This is a genomic window from Streptomyces sp. NPDC097981 (genome assembly GCF_040302565.1).
In the GTDB taxonomy this organism is placed as follows: Bacteria; Actinomycetota; Actinomycetes; order Streptomycetales; family Streptomycetaceae; genus Streptomyces.
This window is the reverse complement of record NZ_JBEORW010000078.1, coordinates 1-19,783: the sequence shown is the minus strand read 5'-3', so window position 1 is coordinate 19,783 and position 19,783 is coordinate 1. Positions and strand designations below refer to the sequence as shown.

24 protein-coding genes, 2 tRNA genes and 3 pseudogenes are annotated in these 19,783 nt (G+C 70.4%); 16 read left to right on the top strand and 13 right to left on the bottom strand.

Annotated elements, in window-relative coordinates; genetic code table 11:
* Window positions 1-101: 101 nt before the first annotated feature.
* A pseudogene (locus ABTY04_RS37920) lies at window positions 102-341 on the top strand (integrase core domain-containing protein); the annotation flags it as partial.
* 273 nt (window positions 342-614) lie between these two features.
* On the opposite strand, the gene ABTY04_RS37915 reads toward ABTY04_RS37920, so the two are convergent.
* The 3 genes from ABTY04_RS37915 to ABTY04_RS37905 are packed head-to-tail and all read right to left on the bottom strand — an operon-like array spanning window position 615 to window position 2,683.
* On the bottom strand, window positions 615-1,055 hold the full coding sequence (locus ABTY04_RS37915; RefSeq protein WP_352217992.1) for a hypothetical protein: 441 nt from the start codon (window positions 1,053-1,055) through the stop codon (window positions 615-617).
* Window positions 1,055-2,356, bottom strand: a complete 1,302-nt coding sequence (locus tag ABTY04_RS37910) for an amidase domain-containing protein (RefSeq protein WP_352217991.1) — start codon at window positions 2,354-2,356, stop codon at window positions 1,055-1,057. The genes ABTY04_RS37915 and ABTY04_RS37910 overlap by 1 nt, the downstream gene beginning before the upstream one ends.
* Before the next feature lie 3 nt (window positions 2,357-2,359).
* Window positions 2,360-2,683: a type VII secretion target gene (locus ABTY04_RS37905; protein ID WP_352217990.1), complete on the bottom strand. Its 324-nt coding sequence runs from the start codon at window positions 2,681-2,683 to the stop codon at window positions 2,360-2,362.
* Between the two features lie 433 nt (window positions 2,684-3,116).
* Here ABTY04_RS37905 and ABTY04_RS37900 point away from each other — a divergent pair, with 433 nt between their 5' ends.
* The 5 genes from ABTY04_RS37900 to ABTY04_RS37880 all read left to right on the top strand — a co-directional run bounded on the left by ABTY04_RS37900 (window position 3,117) and on the right by ABTY04_RS37880 (window position 7,047).
* Window positions 3,117-4,109 carry a transposase gene (locus ABTY04_RS37900; RefSeq protein ID WP_352217989.1) on the top strand — a complete coding sequence of 331 codons (993 nt, stop codon included), beginning with the start codon at window positions 3,117-3,119 and terminating at the stop codon, window positions 4,107-4,109.
* A gap of 241 nt (window positions 4,110-4,350) precedes the next feature.
* Window positions 4,351-4,491 carry a hypothetical protein gene (locus tag ABTY04_RS37895; protein ID WP_352217988.1) on the top strand — a complete coding sequence of 47 codons (141 nt, stop codon included), beginning with the start codon at window positions 4,351-4,353 and terminating at the stop codon, window positions 4,489-4,491.
* 83 nt (window positions 4,492-4,574) lie between these two features.
* The gene (locus ABTY04_RS37890; protein WP_352217987.1) at window positions 4,575-5,066 is read left to right on the top strand and encodes a GNAT family N-acetyltransferase; all 492 of its coding nucleotides are present in this window, start codon (window positions 4,575-4,577) and stop codon (window positions 5,064-5,066) included.
* A gap of 55 nt (window positions 5,067-5,121) precedes the next feature.
* The gene (locus ABTY04_RS37885; protein ID WP_352217986.1) at window positions 5,122-5,655 is read left to right on the top strand and encodes a SigE family RNA polymerase sigma factor; all 534 of its coding nucleotides are present in this window, start codon (window positions 5,122-5,124) and stop codon (window positions 5,653-5,655) included.
* Between the two features lie 90 nt (window positions 5,656-5,745).
* A complete protein-coding gene (locus tag ABTY04_RS37880; protein WP_352217985.1) occupies window positions 5,746-7,047 on the top strand; it encodes a hypothetical protein in 1,302 nt (433 codons plus the stop codon).
* Here ABTY04_RS37880 and ABTY04_RS37875 read toward each other — a convergent pair.
* Both ABTY04_RS37875 and ABTY04_RS37870 read right to left on the bottom strand, forming a co-directional pair.
* Window positions 7,029-7,340: pseudogene (locus ABTY04_RS37875) on the bottom strand (DNA polymerase); the annotation flags it as partial. The gene ABTY04_RS37880 and the pseudogene ABTY04_RS37875 sit on opposite strands and share 19 nt — an antisense overlap.
* A gap of 18 nt (window positions 7,341-7,358) precedes the next feature.
* On the bottom strand, window positions 7,359-7,892 hold the full coding sequence (locus ABTY04_RS37870) for a zinc finger domain-containing protein (protein WP_352217984.1): 534 nt from the start codon (window positions 7,890-7,892) through the stop codon (window positions 7,359-7,361).
* Between the two features lie 102 nt (window positions 7,893-7,994).
* Between ABTY04_RS37870 and ABTY04_RS37865 the strand changes: the two genes are divergently transcribed.
* The 3 genes from ABTY04_RS37865 to ABTY04_RS37855 are packed head-to-tail and all read left to right on the top strand — an operon-like array spanning window position 7,995 to window position 9,790.
* Complete coding sequence (locus ABTY04_RS37865) at window positions 7,995-8,456, top strand: hypothetical protein (RefSeq protein ID WP_352217983.1); 462 nt, start codon at window positions 7,995-7,997, stop codon at window positions 8,454-8,456.
* A gap of 8 nt (window positions 8,457-8,464) precedes the next feature.
* Window positions 8,465-8,641: a hypothetical protein gene (locus ABTY04_RS37860; protein ID WP_352217982.1), complete on the top strand. Its 177-nt coding sequence runs from the start codon at window positions 8,465-8,467 to the stop codon at window positions 8,639-8,641.
* Between the two features lie 12 nt (window positions 8,642-8,653).
* A complete protein-coding gene (locus ABTY04_RS37855) occupies window positions 8,654-9,790 on the top strand; it encodes an aspartyl/asparaginyl beta-hydroxylase domain-containing protein (protein WP_352217981.1) in 1,137 nt (378 codons plus the stop codon).
* A gap of 180 nt (window positions 9,791-9,970) precedes the next feature.
* On the opposite strand, the pseudogene ABTY04_RS37850 reads toward ABTY04_RS37855, so the two are convergent.
* Window positions 9,971-10,288: pseudogene (locus ABTY04_RS37850) on the bottom strand (site-specific integrase); the annotation flags it as partial.
* Between the two features lie 94 nt (window positions 10,289-10,382).
* Here ABTY04_RS37850 and ABTY04_RS37845 point away from each other — a divergent pair.
* Window positions 10,383-10,610, top strand: coding sequence for a recombinase (locus ABTY04_RS37845; protein ID WP_352217980.1), 228 nt, complete (start codon window positions 10,383-10,385; stop codon window positions 10,608-10,610).
* 15 nt (window positions 10,611-10,625) lie between these two features.
* On the opposite strand, the gene ABTY04_RS37840 is transcribed toward ABTY04_RS37845, so the two are convergent.
* Window positions 10,626-11,003: a hypothetical protein gene (locus ABTY04_RS37840; protein ID WP_352217979.1), complete on the bottom strand. Its 378-nt coding sequence runs from the start codon at window positions 11,001-11,003 to the stop codon at window positions 10,626-10,628.
* Window positions 11,004-11,157: 154 nt separating this feature from the next.
* Between ABTY04_RS37840 and ABTY04_RS37835 the strand changes: the two genes are divergently transcribed.
* The gene (locus ABTY04_RS37835; protein ID WP_352217978.1) at window positions 11,158-11,373 is read left to right on the top strand and encodes a hypothetical protein; all 216 of its coding nucleotides are present in this window, start codon (window positions 11,158-11,160) and stop codon (window positions 11,371-11,373) included.
* Between the two features lie 89 nt (window positions 11,374-11,462).
* Window positions 11,463-11,581, top strand: a tRNA-Gly gene (locus tag ABTY04_RS37830).
* A gap of 84 nt (window positions 11,582-11,665) precedes the next feature.
* Here the strand turns inward: ABTY04_RS37830 and ABTY04_RS37825 are convergent.
* The gene (locus ABTY04_RS37825; protein ID WP_352217977.1) at window positions 11,666-11,896 is read right to left on the bottom strand and encodes a hypothetical protein; all 231 of its coding nucleotides are present in this window, start codon (window positions 11,894-11,896) and stop codon (window positions 11,666-11,668) included.
* Between the two features lie 107 nt (window positions 11,897-12,003).
* On the opposite strand from ABTY04_RS37825, the gene ABTY04_RS37820 reads away from it, so the two are divergent.
* Entirely contained in the window at window positions 12,004-12,513 is a 510-nt protein-coding gene (locus tag ABTY04_RS37820) for a S8 family serine peptidase (RefSeq protein ID WP_352217976.1), read from the top strand.
* A 104-nt stretch (window positions 12,514-12,617) separates the two neighbouring features.
* A tRNA-OTHER gene (locus ABTY04_RS37815) sits at window positions 12,618-12,708 on the top strand.
* A gap of 12 nt (window positions 12,709-12,720) precedes the next feature.
* Here ABTY04_RS37815 and ABTY04_RS37810 read toward each other — a convergent pair.
* Complete coding sequence (locus ABTY04_RS37810) at window positions 12,721-14,337, bottom strand: carboxylesterase/lipase family protein (RefSeq protein WP_352217975.1); 1,617 nt, start codon at window positions 14,335-14,337, stop codon at window positions 12,721-12,723.
* Between the two features lie 170 nt (window positions 14,338-14,507).
* Between ABTY04_RS37810 and ABTY04_RS37805 the strand changes: the two genes are divergently transcribed.
* Window positions 14,508-15,428 carry a MerR family transcriptional regulator gene (locus ABTY04_RS37805; protein ID WP_352217974.1) on the top strand — a complete coding sequence of 307 codons (921 nt, stop codon included), beginning with the start codon at window positions 14,508-14,510 and terminating at the stop codon, window positions 15,426-15,428.
* A 276-nt stretch (window positions 15,429-15,704) separates the two neighbouring features.
* Here the strand turns inward: ABTY04_RS37805 and ABTY04_RS37800 are convergent, their stop codons facing one another.
* The 3 genes from ABTY04_RS37800 to ABTY04_RS37790 are packed head-to-tail and all read right to left on the bottom strand — an operon-like array spanning window position 15,705 to window position 18,394.
* Window positions 15,705-16,970, bottom strand: coding sequence for a multidrug effflux MFS transporter (locus ABTY04_RS37800; RefSeq protein WP_352217973.1), 1,266 nt, complete (start codon window positions 16,968-16,970; stop codon window positions 15,705-15,707).
* A 3-nt stretch (window positions 16,971-16,973) separates the two neighbouring features.
* Window positions 16,974-17,618, bottom strand: a complete 645-nt coding sequence (locus ABTY04_RS37795) for an NAD(P)-dependent oxidoreductase (RefSeq protein ID WP_352217972.1) — start codon at window positions 17,616-17,618, stop codon at window positions 16,974-16,976.
* 23 nt (window positions 17,619-17,641) lie between these two features.
* Complete coding sequence (locus ABTY04_RS37790; protein ID WP_352217971.1) at window positions 17,642-18,394, bottom strand: MBL fold metallo-hydrolase; 753 nt, start codon at window positions 18,392-18,394, stop codon at window positions 17,642-17,644.
* Between the two features lie 81 nt (window positions 18,395-18,475).
* Here ABTY04_RS37790 and ABTY04_RS37785 point away from each other — a divergent pair, with 81 nt between their 5' ends.
* Window positions 18,476-19,105, top strand: a complete 630-nt coding sequence (locus ABTY04_RS37785) for a winged helix-turn-helix transcriptional regulator (protein WP_352217970.1) — start codon at window positions 18,476-18,478, stop codon at window positions 19,103-19,105.
* 136 nt (window positions 19,106-19,241) lie between these two features.
* Here ABTY04_RS37785 and ABTY04_RS37780 read toward each other — a convergent pair whose 3' ends face one another.
* On the bottom strand, window positions 19,242-19,640 hold the full coding sequence (locus tag ABTY04_RS37780; protein WP_352217969.1) for a hypothetical protein: 399 nt from the start codon (window positions 19,638-19,640) through the stop codon (window positions 19,242-19,244).
* Window positions 19,641-19,783: the final 143 nt, after the last annotated feature.

Here is a 19,783-nt window from a genome sequence, read left to right as displayed (position 1 = left end):
TGTACCGCTTGCTCGTATTGCTCTTCTTGCTCACTACCTGGAACTGCTTCCTCCGGGGCTGTCCGCCCCAGTATCAGGCTGTCCAGCTCAGAGGGGGAACTTCAATGGGCACTGTCGGCAGCAGCGCGGACAACGCGGCCTGCGAGAGCTTCCACGCCTCTCTCAAGCGCGAGACCTTCCAGGGCGCCCGCGACTACGGCGACCCCGTCGCCTGCAGGAGGACCGTCTTCGCCTGGCTGACTCGCTACAACACCCGCCGCCGGCACTCCGCCAACGGCCACCTCAGCCCGGACGAATACGAGCGACGACACCACACGGCTAAGCTCATGCTCGCCGCGTGACAACCAACCGCGTGTCCACCTTCACGGGCGAAGGCCCCCTGCTCGTGCGCGAAGCGAGGAACATCCACATCCCGCGGGGCGAGAACCACGACCAGACGTACGGCTACCCCCCCCGATGGGGTGATCGGCCCCAGACCCAGAGGACCGTCGGCGGGGCGTGCGGTGCTTCCGGTCGGCCTCTGAGTCGTGTGCCGGCCTGCCCAGGCGGGGTCGGCCCGATGGAACGTGAACGTGGCCGGTCCGGGACCCGTGGATCCCGGACCGGGCGGCGAGCTAACACCCGTCGCCGAGGTTGATCCCCGACGCGGCGGCCGAGTACACGACCCACAGCTGGATCAGCTCCATCGGGATCGCCAGCACGCTGAACCACACGGTGGTGCCGGCGAGCAGTCCCGGCCAGGTCTGCCCGAGCCGGAGGCCGTACCGGCCGCGCAGCCGCCGTGCGAGCAGCACGCACACCGCCACCGCCGCCACACCGAGGGCCACACCGGCCCACGCGGCGGCGTACTCCGTCATCGGGAAGGGCAAGTGGCGGCACGCTTCCCGCTGCCGGTCGGCCCACTCGTGCTGGATCTCCTGCGTGTGCAGGGAGGTTGCCACACCGGCCACGATCAGGAGCGGCACCAGCAGTGCCGCTGTCACGGTGCCGGGCGTGACGGCATGCGGGCGCGCGGTGCCGTCGCTCGTGGCGGGGGAGGGCGAGGTGGCGGCCATCAGTACCAATCCGGTTCCGGGCGGACGATGCGGATGCGCTGCTCGCCCCCGTTCCTGTTCGCGATGTGTTCCCGGCTGTCCAGGCTCACGTTCTGGAAGGAGCTGGTGTGCTGGGTGAGCTTGATGTCCCCGTCCGGGGTGACCGAGGTGACGACGGCGGCATGGTGGGTCTCGCCCGGGGCGGTTTCCGTGCCTGGTGCCACCTGCTCGTAGAAGACGATGTCGCCGGGCCGCGCCTCCGCTCTCGGCACCTCTTTACTGCCGTGGCGCAGCAGGAAGTTCTGCAGCCCCTCGGCCCGGGCCCAGGAATCGGAGTGGTACGCGTGCTGGTCGAACCAGTCCCACCCGGTCCCGCTCTGACGGCCCCAGGTGTCGTCGCCCATCAGCCCGGTCCATGGGGAGAGCTTCTTCTTCATGCCGCCCGCTTCCAGGCTGGAGGACACGAAGTTGGTGCAGTTGCCGACGTCCCCGTAGTCCAGGTCGTCCTTCTTGTTCCAGTGGTCGAGTGCGTACCGCACCATTTCGACGCGGTCGATCTTGCCGTCGGGTCCGCGGAGCTCGCGTCCGACCTCGGGCGGCAGGCCTTTGAGGTCGGCGAGGGTCACGGGGTCGGCCCGCATGAGGTCCTTGCGTTGCTGTGGCGTCAGGCCGTCCCACCAGGCGCGGACGAGCTGCGGGTCCTTCCCGACCGGGATGTCCGCCCTGAGTATCTCGAACTCGATGTGGGAGGCCTCGACCAGGAGCTCGTTGTGGGCCTGCGAGGTGTCGGAGACGTTGATGGTTCCCGCGAGCTTGTCCAGTTCGGCGGAGGCTTTCGCGTCCGCTTGCCCGGCCTCACGCAGCGCTTCCGCTATCAGCGCGTCGACCTCGGATATGTACCCCTGCTCTTTGGTGTAGGCGTCGCGGACGTTCTGCGGGACGTTCGGGCCGGTGGGCACGGCGCCCGTGTACACGCCCGTGGCGCGGCCGTCCTGGATGCTGAGCCCGTGCTCGTTGGCCAGCTCGATGGCGTGGAACAGGGTGCGTTGGGCGTAGCCCATGGTGTGGCCGAGGGCGTCGAGGACCATGGCCACGCCCTTCATGATGTCGCCGCCGGACTCGAGGCGGTCGGCGAGGTCCTCCAGGCGCTTGCCCGCCGTCTTGCCGGTGGCGTCCGCCCAGTGGTCATCGAGTGGCTTCTTGCCCTGCGCGCGGATGTCCTCGCAGGCGGACGAGGAGCGCCGGGCGAGGTCGACCCAGTCGTCCGCTGCCTTCTGCCACTGGTCCACACGGCAGTCGTACAGGTCGTGGTAGGTGACCACGGGTCAGTTCCTCCCGAAGTCGGCGAGGCCGCTCCGGAGCCGGCTGAAGGCGTCCTTCGCCTGGGCGTCCGTGGTGTCGTAGGCGTTGGCCGTGGTGTGGAGGTTGTCGGCCATGGTGTTCATCTGCTTCCCCAGGTCGACCATGTGGTCCTCCCAGGCCGTCGCGCACCGCTTCAATGCAGCGGCGGAGGCCCAGCCGTGGTGGCCGTCGGCTGCCGTGTCGCTCGAGTCGAGGGACTTGCGGAGGTTCTCCAGCGCCTTGGCGGCCGCCGAGTCGGTACCACCCGCGCCTTTCCGCACGTAGTACGTCTTGATGTCTATGTCCACGAAATCCCCCATGAGCGGTTTGAAGGACACCCTAACCTCGGCTGCGCGTTCGGTTCGCCAGCCCAGGCGTAGGCGGAGTCGACCTGCCGCCAGCGGCTCGCCCGTCCGGCGCCGCCAGGGAGGATGTGTGCGCGGCGAGGCTGGGCGTGCAGCCCAGAGCGAGCAGGCGCAGGCAGCCCACTCACGCGGTGATGCCCGCGGCGCAACCGCGTACCGGGCGCAGGATGACGCCCTGGTCCCGACGTCCTCTCCCTTGGCGATGGCCCACGCTCTGATCGCCATGGACACCGCCGCCTGCCTGGGACGTGAACACCCCAGTGCCTGAGCACATCACGGAGCCGCTACCGAAGTAGCCTTCGCGCTGGCGATGCGGGGATGAAGCCGCACTGCAGGTGGGCAACGACACCAGGGCTGATTCATAGTCCTGGCGGCTGTGAGAACCAGCAGGTCACAGGGATGTGACGAACCTTCACCACAGCAGCCCCGCAGGCGACGAAGCTCCGATGATCAAGGGGTCGGCAAGTCCGATCCCATCGACGCCTACGCGGCCGCCCGCGCTGCGCTGTCCGGGCGTGCAACGGTCATTCCCAAGGACGACACCGTCAGCGGCATACGCGCGTTACACAATGCCGCCAGGTCCGCAGTCAAGGCCCGGACCGCCACCCTGAACCAGATCGCGCACATCCTCATCACCGCTCCAGGCGATATCCGCGTCAAGTACACCGCCCTGCGCGGAAAAACGCTGGTCGACGCCATCGCCCGACTCCGTCCCACCGGCGACGGAGCGCGCGTCGTCCTCCTGACCGCCCTGAAGACCCTCGCCCGCCGGGTCCAAGCCCTGACCGCGGAACACGACGCTCTCACCGCCGCCCTGGACACCGCCGTCACCGAGCACAACCCCGGCCTTCGCGCCGCGTTCGGTGTCGGCCCCGACACTGGAGCCCAGCTCCTGGTCACCGCCGGAGGAAACCCCGACCGACTGCGTACCGAGGCATCGTTCGCGGCCCTCTGTGGCGTCGCGCCCGTTCCCGCCTCCAGCGGCAGAACCAACCGCCACCGCCTCTCCCGTGGCGGCGACCGTGGAGCGAACTCAGCCCTCTACCGCATCGCTCTCGTCCGCATGTCCAGCGACGTCCGCACCCGCGAATACGTCGCCCGGCAGACCGCCGCTGGACGCACCAAGAAGGAGATCATCCGCCTGCTCAAGCGCGCGATCGCCCGGGAGATCTTCCGCTACCTCACCACACCGGTCAGCGTCCCGGACGTCTCCGACCTCCGGCCCGCACGCCAGTCCAAGAACATCACCCTCACCACCGTCGCCGAGCACTTCGGCGTCTGGCCGGCCGTAATCTCCTGCATCGAAGCCGGCACACGCCGCGACGACGACCTCGCAGGCGCCTACCGGGACTGGCTCACCGCCGCTTGACCTCGGCAGCCCGATAACTCCACGTCGGCGGGACGTGACGTCATGGATGATGAGGCGATGTTCGTCCGCACAGAGATCCTGCCGCAGGCCCCGCAGCAGCAGATGACAGTTCGGGTTCGCACTCCCATCGGGTCCGCCGTTGTGCTCTGGTGCGGTGATCCGGGAGAAGCCGATGGCCAGCACCTCATCGAATGGACCGTCGAGGCGGACATCGACTGGGGCCAGAACACCGGGCCGGCCCTTGTCGCCGAGCCGGAGCTCCGGCAGGAAGGCGTTCACCGCCGAGGGCGAGGAGCCGAGCACGCTGTTCGCCGAGGCCATCACCAAGATCGTGACGCCGGACAACGTGTACTCGCTGCCGGCCCAGTCGACCACCAAGTAGGGCGGTCGCGGGCCGCCATCGGGGGCGTCCGTCCCTGCGCGCACAATGGGTCCGGCGCGCAGGGACGGACAAAGGAGACGGGTGTGGGCGTTCACGGCGAGCAGCAGGTTCTGGTTCCGGTTCCGGGGATCGAACTTCGCGTGGCCGGCGAGGCCGACGTCGAGGTCGCGGCCGGGCTGTTCCGCGGATACCTCGACTTCTACGAGGTGGAGGTGACCGATCCGGACCGGCCCCGCGCCTTCCTCGCCGAGCGGATCGCGAAGGACGAGTCGCTGATCCTGCTCGCCGACGCGCCGGGCGTCGGCACGGTCGGATTCGCGCAGGTCTACCGGGCCTTCTCCTCGCTCACCATGGACACCGCCTGGATCCTCAACGACCTGTACGTGGCCCCGGAAGGCCGCCGCACCGGCGCCGGCCGGGCCCTGCTGCGCGAGGTGCTGCGCCGGGCGAGGGAGGCCGGGGTGGCCGGCGTGCAGCTGGAGACCGCCTACGACAACACGGTCGCGCAGGGGCTGTACGAGGCGGAGGGCTTCGTACGCGAGGAGTTCCACGTCTACTTCCACGAACTCGGGTGAAACATTCCCGGGTGGCCGTCGCGTCGATGGGGTGAGACGACGCGAGGGGGAGTAGATGCGGCAGGGTCGCAGAGACGGGTTCCGTGAGTTCGCGGAAGGCAGATCGGGGCACCTGTACCGGTCGGCCTGCCTGCTGACCAACGGGGACACCCATCTCGCGGAGGACCTCGTACAGGAGACCCTGGGCCGGATGTACCTGCTCTGGCGGCGTATCTCCCGTATCGACAATCCGGCGGCGTACGCGCAGACCGTGCTCGTACGCGCCTTCCTGACGCACCAGCGGCGGCGGTCGGCGGGAGAGCGCCCGGTCGGGGAGTTCCCCGAATCGGGCGCGGCCGCCGCCGGGTCCGGCGCCGGTTCCGGTTCGGGCGATCCGGCGTTGCGGCTGACGCTGCTGGAGGCGCTGGGGCGGCTCGCGCCCAAGGACCGGGCGGTGCTCGTGCTGCGGTACTGGGAGGACCGCAGCATCGAGGAGACCGCCGACGCGATGAACACGAGCTCGGCGGCGGTCCGTACCCGTTCCTCGCGGGCGCTCGGCCGGCTCAGGGAGCAACTGGGCGGCAGCATCGGCGAGTTCGCGGGCCTCTGAGTACGGAAAGGGGCCGGTCCGCCCCCGGTGGGCGGCGCCGTGCCGGCTTGGTCCTCTGCACACCCCTGAGAACGGAAGGTTTGGTTCCCCATGCCCTTTGAAGACGAGCTCGGCGAAGCCCTCCGGCGTGCGGGGGACGGTTTCACGGCCGACCGGCACGCCCTCGTGGAAGCCGGTGAGCGGCGCGGGCGGCGGCTCGTGGCCCGCCGCCGGGCGGCCGTGATCGGTGGATCGGTGCTGTCCCTGGCCCTGATCGGCGGGGTGGGCGCCTACGCCGGGGGCCTGCTGGACGGGCCGGACCGGGCCGAGGTCGCGATGCCGCCGTCACCGTCGGGCGGACCGTCGGGCGGGAGCGGCACCCCGGCGCCGCCGCCGACGCCGCCCCGCGGTACCGGCGCGGTCTCCGGCGAACAGGTGGCCGAGATGCTCAAGGGGCTGCTGCCGGAAGGGACGCTGACCGTCAAGAAGGCGAGCGGTACCGATCGCAGCTCCGCGGGTGTGACCGGAGTGTACGACGACGGGAAGGGCGGAGCGGAGATCGAGTTCAGCCTGTCCCGGGTGGATCCCGGCGGCAGCGTGGCCAACGTGGCGACGGTCTGTGCCAAGAAGTACCTGGGGCCGGGCGATGACTGCACGGCGGAGCAACTGGCCGACGGCTCCAAGCTGCTGATCGAGCAGCGCCTCCAGCCCCCGAACCTCGGCGCGGGCCTCAAGGAATGGAAGGCCGTGCTCGCGACCCCGCAGGGGTACCTGGTCCGGTTGTCCGAATCGAATTCCCCGTTCGGGCTGTACCCGGGGAATGCCCCGTCCGGGTCGCCTGTGGAGATCTCCCGGACCGACCCGCCGCTGTTCCCTGCCCGGTTGAAGGCACTGGTCACCTCGGACAAGTGGCACCCGGCGCTGGACGACCTGCCTGCGGCCGCGCAGCAAGGGAAGGGCTGGTCGCCCGCGAAGCCGAACGCGCTGCGGGATCTGAACGCACTGCAGCAACTGGAGAAGATGGTGAACCCGATGAAGGGCGCGGCCGTCTCCAAGGGTGGACAGTCGGGGTCCGGCTACGTCGTGGTCGACGACGGCAAGGGCAAGTCCCTGATCAGGCTCGACGTCGTCAAGGAGACCGGCGCCCCGAACTTCGAGGGCAACGTCCCCCCGCTGCACGACGGTACGCAGATCAAGGTCACACAGGGTCCCGCGGAGAAGGGCAAGGGTGTGGTCCGGTGGACCGTGGACAGCCTGCACAAGAACGGGCTGAGGGTGACGCTCACCGCCTGCAACGCCGCCGACGAGAGCGGCCCGGCCACCCGTGAGACGCCCGCGCTGACGCTGGAGGAGATGAACGTCATCGCCCTCGACCCCATGTGGATGGAACTGGATCACTTCGCGTTGGCGTAGCACTCCACGACGGCCGTGGTGAACGGGAAACGGACCGGGGTGTCGCCGAAGGTGATCCGCCCGGCCCGGTCACCGGCGGCCCGGATGGCCTCCGCCACGGCCTCGGCCTCCTCGGCCGGGCAGTGCACGATCACCTCGTCGTGCTGGAAGAACACCAGCTCGGCCCGCATCCCGGCGAGCGTCTGCCGCAAGGCCGCGAGCAGCAGCAGGGTCCAGTCCGCGGCGCTGCCCTGCACGACGAAGTTACGGGTGAAACGGCCGCGGGCGCGGGTGTTGGTCGAGGCGTAGCTCGGGGTCCGTCAGAGGGTCTGTCAGGCGTCGGGCACCGCGACGGGGTTGTCCCCGAGGTAGCCGAGCGCGGCGTCCACCGTGGTCTCGGCCTCCCGCTGGCGGCCGACGTGGGGCTTCTCGGTCGTCCAGCCCTTCGCGGTGCGGCACTGCTCGCCGCCACCCGCCCCGCACTTCTCGCAGGCGATCCGCAGGACCTCGACCGCGACGGCCGAGTCCCGCTCGCGGCGGCGCCGGGCGGAGGCGGCCTTGGACTCCCAGCCGATCCCGATCCCGGCCATGGCCTCGGGGTAGGTCGTCGTCTCCCGTCCGCCGGCGGCCGCCCGCTTGCCGTCCTGGGCCAGCTTGATCAGCTGCCACATGGTCGGGACGATCGCGGGTCCGCCGAACTCCGTACGGTCCGTGCCCCGGGCGGCCACGCCCCACGGATCACCGGTGGGGAAGGCGGCGGCGAGCGGGACGTCGCCCTCGACGATCCGGGACAGCAGGCCCATCCGGTCGCGGAGCTCGCGCACGGTGGAGGCGCTGGCGCGCAGGGAGTCGATGGCGCCCGCCACCTCCACCACCTCACCCCGGGCTCCGCGGGCATCAGCGCTTACTGGGACGAGCGCTGGGACTGGGCCAGCAACGGCGGTCGGCACCCGGTCGTCGCCGCCTTCATGCCGACTGCGGACGCGATCTACTCCGAGCACTACGCCTCCGACACCGGTACCCACCCCACCGAGCAGGGCCGCCTGCACTACGTCGGCCGCCGCCTGTCTCACCAGACCGTCCCGCTCCAAGGCGCCGACCCGCTTCTCCACGGCCGCCTCGTCCATGGCGGCACCCGTCTCGCCGATGCCTACCAGGCACTCGGCTATCGCGGGCACCTGTCCGCCGACGCCATCACCACCCCTGACGGCCGGGTGTACTTCACCGAGGTCAACGCCCAGGTCTCCGGGTCCCTGAACATCTACCAGGTGATCGCCCACCGCATCGTCGACACCGCCGCCTCCCCGGCCCGGGCGGTCGTCGAGTACCACGTCCCCCCCCGACCTGGCACGTCCCCGACGCCGACGCTTTCCACACCGCGCTCGACGACCTCGGCTGCACCTGGAACCCGGCCACCCGCACCGGGGTGATCGTCTCCATGCCCATCACCACCAGCCCGCCCGGAGCCCAGTTCGTGTTCTGCCTCGCCTACAACCCCGCCACCGGCCACCACGAGGTCTTCGACCAGCTCGACGCCCGCTTCGCGACCGTCCCCGCCGGAACGTACGACCCCGCCGAACACCTCGGCGCCCCCGCCACCGCCTTCTCCTCCTGAACGGAGCCCGTCATGACCACCACCCCCGTCCTGCCCGCCGGGGCCGCCCGCCTGACCACCACCCTCAACGCGGAGCACCTGGCCGCCGAGCTCCAGCAGGTCAACGGCCACGCCTGGAAGCTCCAGCAGGGCCGCGCCGCCGGCGGCCAGCTCGGCGCCGTCACCGACATCGACTGGCGTGTCCTGCCCCTGCGCGCCCCCAACGGCGACGCCGAACGCACCGACCCCGGTGGCCCGGGCCCCGACACCTGCGCCGCCACCGAGTGGCTGGACCGCATGCCCTACCTCGCCGAAGTGATCGACGCGATCCCCGCCCCGCTGAACGCCGCCCGCCTCATGGCGCTCGGCCCCGGCGCAGTCGGCGAGCGGCACTGCGACCCCAAGTACGCCCTCGCCCGCCTGCACATCCCGATCGTCACCAACCCCGACGCCATCCTGCTCCTGGACGGGATCGAGTACTACTGGCAGCCCGGCGAGTTCTGGTACGGCGACTTCTCCCGCGAGCACGCTGTCCGCAACCTCGGCACCACCACCCGGGTCCACGCCATCATCGACGTCCTGTTCACCGCCCAGCTTGCTGCCCTGCTGCCCGCCGACTGGCAGGACCGGCTCGCCGACGCCGACGCGCTCATCAACCGCCCCACCCCGACCTCCACCGACACTGTCGCGGTGCCGCTGCCGTACGAGGTGCTGCTCCCGGCAGGGTTCACCGACTTCGGCCGCGACGACCAGGTCCTCGACGGCCCCCTCCTCCCCGCCCACCTCCACCACCAGCACGGCCGACTGATGCTTGCCAGCGGGGGCCGGGACTTCGCCCTGCTGCCCGTCGGCGACGGGCAGATACCGCTTCTGCGCCTGGAGCGAGCAGCGCACCCTGGCCCCCGCCGCCGACGGTGTCCGCCTGCACTTCCGTCGCGGCCGCCACCACACCGTCCAGCACTACCCGGCCCCCGCCACCAGCTGACCCGCGACCAGAGGACCACGTTCATGCAGCTGCACAGCCACGACGACTTCACCCTGCTGCGCGAGGTCATCGTCGGATCCGCGACCAATTACGTCGGCCACGACCGCGACGTGTCCTTCGAGCTGTTCCACCACGAGAACCTGACCGGCTTGGTGTGCGTGCGCGCGGCCGGAACGACGCGCTAGGTCCAGCGGGAAAGGGTTGAGCAGCGGCCCGGATCCGGCATCACGGTGCAGGTCGTAGAACCTGCGCAGCACTGTCTCGCTGTGGGCGACGGTCGACGGGGCATAGCCAGGCCCCGGGGTGGATTTCCCGGTCACCGGGTTCGGGGCGCCGACGGTGCGGGCCGGAGCCCGCCTGGCTGCGGTCGCTCGCGGCTTGACCGTCCGCTGGAGCCAGCAGCTGAAATCCCGAGCGTCCACGCGCGTCGCTCGATCCCACGGCACTTCGACCGCGTGCAGGAACCTCCACCATCGCAGCAGGTCCATGCCATAGGAGCGGACGGTTGTCGCCGCCTTCCCGGCTGCGAGCAGTTCCTGGAAGTACACCGCGACCGGCGCCACGGCCGCGCCGTCGGCGTCGACGAGCTGGTACGGCTCGTACCGGTCGCCGGTCTCCACCAGCCGACCCCACCGAGGAACGGCCAACCTCGACAGATCCCGCTCGGGCACACGATCGTTCATCACGACCGCAGACCGTACTGGGCGACAACGTCACCTGTGCCCTGAACTGCACAATCAACGTGGTTCGTTCAGTCAACGGGGCATCCGGTGCCCGATGCTGCGCGTCAACCCGAAGATGCTGCCTCGCCTGGACGAGCTCGAACAAGACCTCCTCGACCGGCGGCAGCGCGCTGAAGCCGAAGGCTGGATCGGTGAGATCGAAGGTATCGACCTCACCCTCACCTTCCTCCGCGGCAAGAGAGATGAAGCCAGCCGCCGCAGCCGCCGGCCCGTCGTCGACCTCGGCCTTCCCCGGCCTCGGCCATCCCGCCGAGCGGAATAGTCCAGAACGGACGCCCTACCAGATGATCACACCGCCCCTGACGCTCCGCGCATGCTCGGCGGCGTCCTCGATGTTCCGCAGGCGCTCGGAGATCTGCCGGACGTACTCCGCATGCGACTTCGCTGGGTCGGCGCTGGGCGCGACGAGTTCGAGGTTGCTCCGGATCAAGGCACATTCACCCAGGAAGTCCGCCACCTGGTCCGGCGCCACCGTGAGGTCGCCGTTGGCCAAGATCGGGAAGAACCTCGCCCCCAACGAGCGCGCGGCCTCGGACCCCCACACGGAGGTGCGCCAACGCTCGAAGCCCGCGAGGTCGGAACTGCCCTCCGGAACGTCCAGCAGGTTCCTCTTGCCGTCTTCACCGACGACGAACACCTTCACTGACAAGCTCATGGCCTCAGTGGATCACGGGCGCGAGTCACAGATCCACAGGGTTTCACGGCCGACAGCGCGCCGGTCCCCGGCGACTCCGGTCGCCCGATCGGGTGAGGTGCAGAGAAGCAGTGCCCTCGGGGATGAGGCACCGACACCGGGAGCTGCACATGCTGTGCGCGCCGGCACAGGCCTGGACACCGTGCGGCGGACGGTCCGGGCACTGGTACGGCTCGGCGCGGTCGAGCACGTCGAGCTGTGGGACGGCTGGCGGTACCGGCTCGCCGTGTGCATGCCGGAGCAGGCCCAGGCGCTGATGGGCCGGATCGGCCGCGTGGCTCTGTTCGCGAGAACGGGATCTGGCACAACTTCTGTGGACCTACGGCAGTAGCTTCCGGCTTCCCGGATAAGGGTTCGTCGGCGGCGAACGGTGTCTCTACCCTTGGTCACAGCGAGAGTGCGCGCATTCCCGCAGGTTGCGGTGCCGTGGCAGAGCGGCCCATTGCGATCGACGTGGGCGAGGTCCCTCCCACGGCGACTGACGGAGACGGGGCGGACCTGCTCCCATCTGTCCGCGGGTTCGAATCCCGTCGGCACCGCAGCCGACCTGCACATGGTCCAGTGCCCGGACCTGCCGCATCGCGCCAGGTCCACAGAACTGGCTCAAGTTCTGTGACTGTGGGTCACCGGTTGTGTGGCTCACCGTACTTGCGGCCGAGCATGGCGCGGACGAGGGTGGGCTGCTCGGGGTGGACAACGACGGGCTCGTTGGTGCGCCAACCCCGGGCGGCGAGCTGCTTGTACAGGCTCTCCCTGCGGGCATGGTCGATGTGGCCCAGGTCGTGTGCGCGGTTGATCAGGGCTTGGATGGAGATGCCCCAGTGCTTCTTGAGCTCGGCGAATTCGCGGAGCATCAGAGGGCCGCTGAATGCTTCCTGTGGTGCACGAACATCATGCGACCCGGCTTCGACGCGGTTGGTGACGACGCAACGGCGCGGACTGCAACGGCTGGGGCACGCACGTGGCGAGCACCGTCGGCGGCACGTCCTACGGCGTCGCACGGAAGGTGAATTTGGTCAGCGTCCGGGTTCTGGGCTGTGACGCGAGGGGTTCCGTGTCAGGGATCCTCGGGGGCTTCGACTGGGTGGCACGCAACGCGCAGCACCCGGCAGTCCTGCTCGCCGCCTACGCGGGCGAGAAAACGGCTGCGGTCAACGGCGCCGTCGAAGTCGTGGCCGGCCGGGGAGTCCTGCCGGTCGTCCCGGCGGGTGACTTCAATGCCGACGCCTGCCTCGTCTCGCCCGCCTCCGCCTCCCGGGCGGTGACGGTCGGCGCGACGAACGCCTACGGCGAGGAGACCAGCTTCTCGGACTCGGGCGAGTGCCTTCACCAATACGCCCCGGCAAAGACATCGTCACAGCTGGCCGCCGGCGGTTCCGGAGCAGTCACCCTCACCCTCCGCCGCACCGCGACGGGCACCACCGGCACCGGCGAGTTCACGGTCCACAACAACCACGAGGCCACGCCGTAACAGGAACCGGGGCCCCTCTCCCTCCGCGTCAGCGCGTAGTCAGCGGCCCTGGTGCAATCTGGCTGTCGTGACCGGGCGGGCGCACAACTGAGCTGGCTCACGAGGGAGAGGTGCCCGGAGCGGTTGATCGGGGACCGGCCACTGGTCGTTCGGGTTCCACCGGAACCCACGCAGGTTCGAATCCTGCCCTCTCCGCCCCGTGGAAGCTCACTCGGCCAGACGGTCCCACAGGGAGCACGTGTGCGCGGAGTACGCGTCGACCGGGTGGATCCCGCCCGGTCCCGGAGCCAGCGACTGCACCGACGGCTCGAGGGGCGACCACGGGCGGAGCCTCGGCCAGCGAGGTGCCCCGGCGCTGTTCGGGTCGCCGGTGCGCGCGAAGTCAGTCCAGTAGCCGATCATCCGGTCCGACAGGGCGGACTGATCACCGGTCAGTGGTCGCTGCGTCGGGAAGGAAGGGAACAGGAACGGCATCTCGAAGCCGTGCGCCGCGCCATAGGGGAAGCCGGGGTTCGCGGGCAGGCCGGCGAGGACGGGAGCGTCCGCGTCGCTGAACTCGTAGGCGTACAGCGGCACGCCCGGGGCGTGCGCGGCGATGGCCCGGCCGTCCGCCAGCGTGGTGCACGCGAAGGACCGGTCGGTCAGCGCCGCGGCCCACGCCAGCGCGGGAGAAGCATGGCGTGCCGCCGGGTACCGTGCCTCGACTGCCGACGCCGCGGGCCCGAAGGCCTCCGCCAGACGGGCCCGGTAGTCGCTCTCGGTGCGGATGGGGAACGCGGCGAGCGAGAGGCCCGTGAACATCCGCATCTCGTCGCGGTTGGTGCCCAGCAAGACCGGCACGCGGTGGAAGCGCCCCGACGCCAACGCCTCGTGCGGTGCGACCGGCAGCAGCCCGTTGCCGTACGCGGGCCGGTTGAAGGACTGCATCAGCTGCGCGGTGCCGAGACGCTCGGTGCTCTGCCCGCGCAGGCACGCGAGCACCTCCTCCCCACCACCCGCCGTGCAGCCCAGTTGCCGTGCGGCCTCCGCGCCGGCCGTCCAGACGTCGGCCTGCGGGGCGAACGGCTCGTACCCCGGCGTTCCGGGGGCGAGGGCGCCGCGCGGGAAGGACGTGGAACAGGAACCGCTCTGCAGGACGGCGCGCTGGAAGAGCCCCGCTGCCGTCGGCGAGGTGAGGTGCGCACAGATGCTGAGGGCGCCTGCGGACTCCCCGAACAGCGTGACCTTGCCCGGATCACCGCCGAAACGTCCCGCGTTGGCCCGTACCCAGCGCAGCGCGGCCTGCTGGTCGGCCAGGCCGAACGGCAGGGCGGCGCCCAGTCCGGCGTGGCCGAAGAAGCCGAAGATCCCCAGCCGGTAGTTGACCGTGACGACGACGGCATCCCCCTGGACCGCCAGGCGTTCCGCGCCGTAGTCGCCGCCGGAACCGCCCAGGAACGCGCCGCCGTGCATCCACACCAGCACGGGCCGCTTCGTCCCGGCCGGCTTCGTCGCCAGCACCGTGACATTGAGGTAGAGGCAGTCCTCCGAGCCGACGACGGCCCCCGCGTCCGTGCCCGGAGCAGGCATCTGCACACACCGCTGGGCCGGCTTCGTCGCGTCCCGGACACCCTGCCAGGCAGCGGCGGGCGCGGGAGCCTGCCAGCGCAGCGGTCCGGTCGGCGGCGTGGCGTAGGGAAGCCCGTCAAAGGTGGTGTACGCCCCGTGCGTCACCCCGCGCACCAGGCCCTGTTCGGTCCGGACGACGGGCGGACCGGGGAGCGCGGCGGCGGGTGCGGCGGTGGCCGTGAGCAGTGCGGCCGTGCACAGCAAGGGGAGGAGCACCGCGCGGAGTGCAGCCCTCCGGCCGGGACGCGGTGCTGTCGTGGTCGGGGACATGCACATCAACCATTCTGGATCGACCGTACGCGGTCTGAGCTGCGGCATCGGTGCGGGCCGGCGCCTTCGGTGATCCATACGCTAGGACCTCCCGCGCACTGGAGGTTCAAGAAGCTGTGACGCAAGACACGTGGAGCATCGGTGAGCTCGCGGCCGGCACGGGCCTGCCCGTCAAGACCGTCCGCTACTACTCCGACAGCGGCCTGCTGCCCGTGGCCGCCCGCAGCAGCGGTGGCCATCGGCGCTACGGCCCCGAGGCGTGGGAGCGGATCCGGCTCATCCGACGCCTGCGGGCGCTGGAGACCCCGATCGCGACCATCACCCAAGTCGTCACCGGAGAGCGCACGCTCGACGAACTGGTGTCCGCCGAGCTCGGAGCCGTGCAGGAACGCCTGACCGAACTACGCTGGCGCGAGGCCACGCTCAAGGCCCTGGACGACTGCGAGGGGGAGGAGCGGCTCCGGCGGCTGGAGATACTCTCGCGGGTCCAGAGACTTCCGGAGGCGCGACGCACGCTCACCGACCACTGGTACCGGGAGCTGTCCGCGGCCATGCCCCCACGCCGGCTCGACACCATGATCGCCATGCTGGCCCCCGCCCCGCCCCAGGACCCCGTCCCCGCCACGGCCCTGGCCTACGCCGAGATGCACCTGCTCATCGCTACGCCCAGCTTCACCCGCTGGACCCAGGACCACGACGAGGAGATGCGGGACGGCCCGGCCTTCTATGCCGAGATCGACGAAGCCGCGGCCCTGACGGTCGCCGCCCTCGCCCAGGGGCTGCCACCCGGGCCGGGGCCCGCGGTGGACGCGTTCGCGTCGGCCCACGCCCGCGCCCGCCGCGAATCGGACACCCCCGCCTTCCGCACCCACCTGCACGGACTGGTGACCCGCTCGTCGGGCTTCGACCCTCGCCTGGAGCGGTACTGGTCCCTGGTCGGCACCGCCACGTGCGGCCGCATCCTGAATATGACAGTGGCCCACCGATGGCTGACCGAAGGCCTGGCCCTCTCCCTCACAGGCATCACACCGTCGTGACGCCGCGCCCTGCGGCAGCAGTTTCGCCAGACGTGAGCCGAGGCCCGCCGTGAGGAATTCGCTGTAGTCGCTCCACCCGCGCGTGTGAATGGGTGCGACGGTGGCACTGGATGGGCGTCAGCCGGGCGGGATGAACTGTCTCCTGCCAGCCTGGGCAGCTGTCGTGATCATGGCTGTCGCGAGGTGACTAAGCTGCTGCCGTCCGGTGCCAATCAGGAGGACGGCCTGCTGCCATAGGCGTGCCCGTTCACCCTGTTCGCCTGACGCTGGCCCGATTCATTGGATGCCGGGTCGTCTGCGATCGATGTGCCGGCGCGGTCGCCGGTGCCCGGCAGGTCCTTGGCGAGCCGGCCTGCGAGTGCGCTCACCGGACATCGACCGGGTGAGGACGCCGAGTGTGAGCAGAGCGAGCGCCGGCAGTACGGCGACGATGATTCCCATCGGCAAGGCGTCGGTGGCGCCACCCGCGCCGGCCAGCGGAGCAAGTGCTCCGCCGATCATGAACTGGCTGAAGCCGAGCAGAGCGGCGGCCGACCCGGCGTGTCCGCCGTGGTCGGCCAGGGCCTGGGCCGCGGCGTTCGGCATGACGAGGCCCACGCTGGAGACCAGGACGAACAGGCCGATCAGGAGCGCGGGCAGGGGTGCCCGTGTCAGCACCGCGCCCAGGACCGTGGTGCCACCGGCTGTCGCGCCCAGCAGACCGGCGAGCAGCAGCACGCGGGCGCCGGCCCGGGTCACCAGCCGGCCGCTGATCTGGGCGGCCGCAATGAGTCCGGCGGCGTTGACGGCGAACACGGCGCTGTACTGCTGTGGTGACAGGCCGTGGATTTCCTGCAGGACGAACGGCGAGCCGGAGATGTAGGCGAACATCGCCGCGAAGACCAGGCCGTTGGCCAGGACGTACCCGGTGAAGACCCGGTCGCTGAGCAGCTGCCCGACGACAGCCAGCAGCGGCTGGCGTGACGCGGAGGACCGGGTCTGCGGCAGTGCTGCGGCGGAGGCCGCCAGCATCACGGCGCCGAGTACGGCCAGGCCCACGAAGATCCCCGGCCAGGCCGTGACGCGCAGTAGCTGGCCGCCGAGGACCGGCGCGAACACCGGCGCCAGGCCGGTGATCAAGGTCAGTGCGGAGAAAAGACGTGCGGTGCGGGTTCCGGAGGTGCGGTCGCGGACCATGGCGTTGGCGATGACGATGCCGAACGCCCCGCCGATGCCCTGGACCAGGCGTAGGCCGACGAAGGTCCGGACGTCGGGCGCCACCGCGCAGAGCGCGCTGGCGATCGTGTAGAGGGCGAGGCCCGCCAGCAACGGACGCCGCCGGCCGTAGGTGTCGCTCAGCGGCCCGGCGATCAGCTGCCCGATGGCCAGCCCGGCCAGGCAGGCGGTGATGGTGAGCTGGGTGGCCGCGGCGCTGGCGCGCAGGTCGCCGGCGAGGTTCGGCAGTCCGGGCAGGTAGCCGTCGATGGACAGTGGTCCCAGGGCTACGAGCGCTGCGAGCAGGACGATGAATCGGGTTTGCCGGCCGGCGGTGTCGTTGCTCATGGCTCAGTACGCCACGGTGATGCGGCGGCGGATCGCGGTGCCGCTCTCGATCGTGTCGGCCAAGGCGATCGCGTAGTCGGCGTACGAGATGCGGCTGTTGCCGTCGTCGTCGGTGAGCAGGGTGTCCCCGGCGCTGCGGTAGGCCCCGGTCTGCTCGCCCGCTCCGATGACTGCGGCGGGCGACACGTACGTCCAGTCGAGGTCGTGCACGCCGCGGTAGAGGTCGAGCGCTTCGGACTGGGCCTCGGCGTTGGCCTTCCACAGCGCGGGGAAGTCCGGGTCGTCCATGACCCGGGCGCCGGTCGGCGTGCGTAGGCTACCGGCACCGCCGATGGTGACCAGGCGGGTGACGCCGGCTCGGCGGAGTCCGTCGATCAGCGCACGGGCGGCACCGACGATCGTGGCGCGGTCGTTCTCCTGGCCGATCCGGGGGCCGACGGCCGACAGTACGGCGTCGTGGGAGGCGGCGAGGCCGGCGACCGCGGCGGCGTCGGTGACGTCACCGGTGGTCACGGTCAGGGCCTTGTACTTGAGTCCGTCGATGTGGCCGGCTCGGGTGACCGCGGTGACGGTGTGGCCGCGACGCAGTAGTTCCTCGGTGGTGGGCCGGCCGATGTTGCCGCTGGCACCGAACAGGACGATCTTCATGTGTTGCTCCTTGTTTCTGATGGTCAGAGGACGGGCTGGCCGTCGGCGATGATGGCCGCGGTGATGCCGCGCTCGTCGGCGGCGCGCTGGAAGCGCTGCTCGATGTCGGGTTGTTCGGTGTAGAACGGCGGGTTGTGGAACAGGCCGTAGTGCATGGCGCAGACGGTGCCGGCGCCGAGTGCGACGGCGGCCTCGACGCCCTGCTCGGGGGTCATGGTCGCCGGGACGTTGGCCGCGTAGCCCTCGAAGTGGGCGATGACGCCGTTGACCGGGACGAACGCGACGTCGAACGGGCCGTGGTCGCGGGCGATCTGCCACCAGCTGCCGTGCCACTGGGTGTCGCCGCAGTGGATGACCCGCCGGCCGGTGCCTTCGACGACCCAGGCGACCTGGTCACAGTCGTTGCCGCGCCAGTCCAGCGAGGTCACCGGGGTGACGGTCAGCTTTCCGATGCGGCGTGACTGGCCCAGGTCCTGGGCGACGGGGGTGATGCCCACCTCGTGCAGCGCCGCCGCACTCGGGGTGTGGCAGCCGATCGTGCCGGTGGCCGCGATCCGGGCGATCAGGTCGTGGTCGTAGTGGTCGGGGTGCAGGTGGGTGATGAGGGCGTGGGTGCCGGGTGGGGTATCGACCGGGTCGACCGGCCGGTGCGGCGGCCCCATCACCGGCGCCAGCGGAGCGACGTTCTCGAGCGGGTCGATCAGCAGGCGGGTGTCGCCGAGACGGATCTCGACGCCGGCCCAGGCCAGCCGACGCACGGAAAGGGTTGGGGTCATGGGCAGCGACGCTAGACCGACGTTGTTGAGAAAGTCAACAAGAGAGTTTTGAATCTCAACACCGCGATGTAGGGTGGTGGCATGCGCACCTACGGGCAGTACTGCGGCATCGCGAAAGCACTGGACGTCATCGGCGACCGATGGACCCTACTGATCGTCCGTGAACTGCTCGCCCTGGGCCCTTGCCGGCACACCGACCTGCGCAACGGGCTGCCCGGGATCGCCAGCAACCTGCTGGTCGACCGGCTCCGCGGACTCGAGGAAGCCGGCCTGATCCACCGCGAGGCCGCCCCGCCGCCGGTGGCCACCACCCTGTTCTCCCTCACCGAGCGTGGCCGCGAGCTCGAGCCGGCGCTGCAGGAACTGAGCCGGTGGGGCGTGCCGCTGTTGCGTGAGCCGGGCGGCAACGACACCTTCCGCACCCACTGGCTGGACATGCCCGCCCGAGCACTGACCGACCACCGCCCCGATCAGCCGGCAATCGCCCTGCAACTGCACGCCGACGGCAACGAAGACCTGGTCATCGAAGTCAAGGACGGCTCGGTGCACACACATACCGGCCGGGTCGACCACCCCACCGCGTCACTGAGCGGACCGCCGCACCTGCTGGCTGCAACTCTGCTCGGCGACCTCGATCTGAGCGCCGCAGTGCAGCAAGGCCTGCGGCTCAGCGGCGAACGCGAGGCAGTAATGCGCATCCTGCCCCGCTGATCGACCGGCCGCTCCCGGGCCTGAGATCTCAAGCTCTACCGAGTCTGCGCCGGTCTCAAAAACGGTCCTTTGTGCGAGCGAGATCCAATGTGATGGCCCGGCGGACGCGAAGCGCCGTTCCGGTTCTTAGTGGACGTTAAGTCTGTTTCTGGTAGCGGCCTCGTTCGGGTTGGGTGAGGAAGCCTTGGCGGGTGAGGCGTCCGAGGCGGCTGCGGGTGATGTTGACGGACGCTTCGTGGGTGGGCGTGCCCAGGAGTTCGTGCAGCTCACGGGCCCTGAATGCCTGGTCGGGGTGCTGGTTGAAGGCGTTTACGATGGCCTGGTAGGCGGTGTTCGTCTCGAGCGGATCGGGCTCGTCTCCCGTCGGCGCGAGTTCCGCGATGACGTTCCGGGTAGTGGTCAGATCCGTAAGTCGCGCTTCGGTCTCGGCCAGGGCGGCGGTGAGGTGCTCGATCTGACCGCGTAGTTCCCCGGCTCGGGCGGTGGCCTCGTCGTGCTGGGTCTGGAGGCCGGCGAGGAGTTCGGCGACGTTCACGCGGCTCTACCTTCCTTCTGGGATCGCCCCAGCCATTCGTAGGGTTGCGGCACCCAGGGGAACCGGGTGTGGCTTTCACGCGGCTGCCGTCTGTGGCTTGGCTGGCTTGGCCGCCCGGTTCCCCACGACGACTCGGCCGCCGA